This window comes from Methylosinus sp. R-45379 (assembly GCF_001644125.1).
Taxonomy (GTDB): Bacteria; Pseudomonadota; Alphaproteobacteria; order Rhizobiales; family Beijerinckiaceae; genus Methylosinus.
In genome coordinates, this window is the sequence record NZ_LUUM01000173.1 from 1 (window position 1) to 2,662 (window position 2,662).

Consider the following 2,662-nt stretch of genomic DNA (forward strand, 5'->3'; position numbering starts at 1 on the left):
ATTGGCCGACGTCCGACAATTGCCGATAGCCGACATTCGCGTGTTCGGCTGAACGCGCCCGCCGACGAATGGACCTGCCCGCTCTCAGGTTGTGGCGCCTATGCGACAGTCTAACAATGTTTTCGTAACTGTGCCGCCTCGGCCTTGACAGTAGCGGCGACCGACGTTCTCAATCTCTCCCATGGAGAGGGGCTCTATAGGCATGATCTCGGCTGGGCGAGGGCTCTTGCCCTACGTCCTCGCCTTTTTGTTTGTAATCAAAGCAGCAGCTCCCATCATTTCAATTTCATGGACGGCTCCGCATCTGAATGACGCAGGCTGGAGCCTCGACAAATTCGATGGTCGAGCGCCATGCAGCGCCGATGTGGGCGGTCCGGACTGGCCTGCTCATGGCCACCAAGACCGTGGGGAGTGCATTTGCTGCGCTTCGAGCGTTCGCGACGATCTGACCGCGGTCACCGCCTCCCTACTGGCGGCGAGCTATTTTCTCGCTGATTTGGCGCCGAGTTCGAAGGCCGAGCTCGATTATGAAATTGTGTTTTGGCGCGCGCCGGGTTGGACGAACGCCTGGTCGTCACGAGCGCCGCCGGCCGTGTGAGAAGATCGGCCGTCCGCCGTCGAACAAGCGGCGAGAGATCGGCACACCTCCGAAGGCCGCCCCCGACGCCGGTCTCGCGACCGCTGGGGCGCTGGACCGCGCACCATTCGATTTCCCTTTGCGTCCATCAGGTTCGTCGTCTATGTCCGACAGCAAATTCGGCGTTCTCGCCCAAGCCTTCTTCCTCCGCCAACCCGATCTGCTCAGATTTCTCAAGCGCAGGGTGGGGTCTCAGGACGCGCCGGACCTGCTCCAGGAGACCTATGTCAGGGTGCGCCGTTACGCGGCGAGCGAGGCGATTTCGAACCCGGAAGCCTTTCTCTTCAAGACGGCGAGCAACATCGCCAAGAACCATCGATCCCGCCTCGAGATGGAGCAGAGATATGTGGACGCCGGCGATGTTCCCGAGGACATTCCAGAAGGCTACCCGCTCCAGGATGATCAATTCGATGGGCAACGCCGCGTACAGCGCCTCGAGGAGGCGATCCTGAGCCTGCCCCCGCGCTGCCGCGAGGTTTTCATCCTGCTGCGCATAGAAGAGTTGCCGGCCGAAGAGGTCGCTCGGCGGCTCGGCATTTCCCGCAACATGGTCCAGAAGCACTTGCATCTGGCGCTCCAGCGCTGCCATGACGTGCTGGAGTGAGGTCGTTTTGCAAGCTTCGATATCAGATCGTCGGCGAAGGCCTTCTCGGAGAAAGCCGCCATTTCCCGACGCGGCGCGGTCAATTTCGATCGGCTCTTCGGGAGGAAGCCTGAATGCATAGCGACCCGTCGCCTTCCGGAGACCAGGAGCGGCGCGAGGCTGCGATCGATTGGCTGGCGCGAATCAGAACCGGAGCGATGACGCGCGCGGATCGCGACGCCTTCGACGCATGGCTCTCGGCGGACGAAGCCAACCGCGCGGCCTTTGAAAAGGCTTTCTCCCTATGGCGAGATTTGAAAGGCGTCTCGATCCCGGCCGCCGCGGCGGCGTCCCGACGGCCGCGCTGGCCGCTGGCCGCGGCCTCTCTCGCCGCAATCCTGTTCCTCGTCTATTTCGGGAATGATCTCGTAATTTTCTGGCGAGCGGATTTCTCCACAGGCGTCGGCGAACTGAAGACCGTGACGCTAGAGGACGGATCGCGCATAGAGCTCAACGCCGATACGGCGATCGCCGAGCATTATTCCGGCGACCGACGGCGTCTCACGCTTCTGAAGGGCGAAGCCTGGTTCGCCGTGGCGAGCGATCCGGTCCGGCCATTCGTCGTCGAAGCGGCAGGAGGGACAACGACGGCCCTGGGAACCAGCTTCGATATTGCGATGAGCGCAGGAAGAGCGCAGGTCTCGGTCACCGAGCATAAGGTCACTGTCGCCGCCGCGGGGCGGACAGCGATCGTCGAGGAAGGACAGCAATTGTCCTACAGCCCTGATCTTCCCGCCCAGGCCGCGCATCCCGCGGATGTCGAGGACGAAGCGGCGTGGCGGCGCGGATATCTCATCTTCCACGACAAGCCGCTCGCCGATGTCGTCGCCGCCGTCAACCGACATTTCCACGGCCGTATCCTCATCATGACCCCGTCGATCCGCGACCGAAAGATCAACGGCCTGTTCCGGACATCGGAGCCCCTGGAGTCCATTCGCGCGATCGAGCTGTCGCTCGGCATAAGAGCGGCATATCTAGGAAACTACATAATAATTTTATGGAGCTGAACCGTCGTCTGTCGCCTGTGGTCGCAACAGCGCGCAAATTCATCGCGACCCGACGTCAACAATCGGCCGCGCCGATTGTCTGAATCATTAGAGGCGCTTTTTTCACCCGCCTCCGAATGATGCGACGGGAGGCGACGCAAAATGAAAAAGAAGCATGAGCCGCTTGGAGCCGCGGCGGCCTTCGGACTGCTCGTGCTTGGCCCTGGCGTCGGCGCTCTGGCGCTGGATGCGTCGCCCGCCTGGGCGGCGCTCGAGACGAAAAATTATGAAATTCCACCCGGGCCCGTCGCTACGGCGCTGCGCCGCTTCGCCGAGAAGAGCGGCGCGATATTGGTCTATGACTCCGAGTTGACGAGAGACAAGACGACCGCGGGC

At 62.1% G+C, this 2,662-nt stretch carries 4 protein-coding genes; all 4 read left to right on the forward strand.

What is annotated here, in order from left to right; translation table 11 throughout:
- Nucleotides 1–226 precede the first annotated feature (226 nt).
- Entirely contained in the window at nt 227–598 is a 372-nt protein-coding gene (locus A1351_RS25260) for a hypothetical protein (protein WP_157516654.1), read from the forward strand.
- Between the two features lie 142 nt (nt 599–740).
- The gene (locus A1351_RS07990; RefSeq protein ID WP_024882003.1) at nt 741–1,241 is read left to right on the forward strand and encodes an RNA polymerase sigma factor; all 501 of its coding nucleotides are present in this window, start codon (nt 741–743) and stop codon (nt 1,239–1,241) included.
- Nucleotides 1,242–1,354: 113 nt separating this feature from the next.
- On the forward strand, nt 1,355–2,287 hold the full coding sequence (locus tag A1351_RS07995) for a FecR family protein (RefSeq protein ID WP_024882004.1): 933 nt from the start codon (nt 1,355–1,357) through the stop codon (nt 2,285–2,287).
- A gap of 141 nt (nt 2,288–2,428) precedes the next feature.
- Nucleotides 2,429–2,662: hypothetical protein (locus A1351_RS08000; protein WP_157096196.1), on the forward strand; the 234-nt coding region annotated here is incomplete at its 3' end.

Bases quoted from the DNA above. Each gene is read 5' to 3' on its own strand.
- A1351_RS07990 (WP_024882003.1), top strand. From the start codon at position 741: ATGTCCGACAGCAAATTCGGCGTTCTCGCCCAAGCCTTCTTCCTCCGC.
- A1351_RS07995 (WP_024882004.1), top strand. From the start codon at position 1,355: ATGCATAGCGACCCGTCGCCTTCCGGAGACCAGGAGCGGCGCGAGGCT.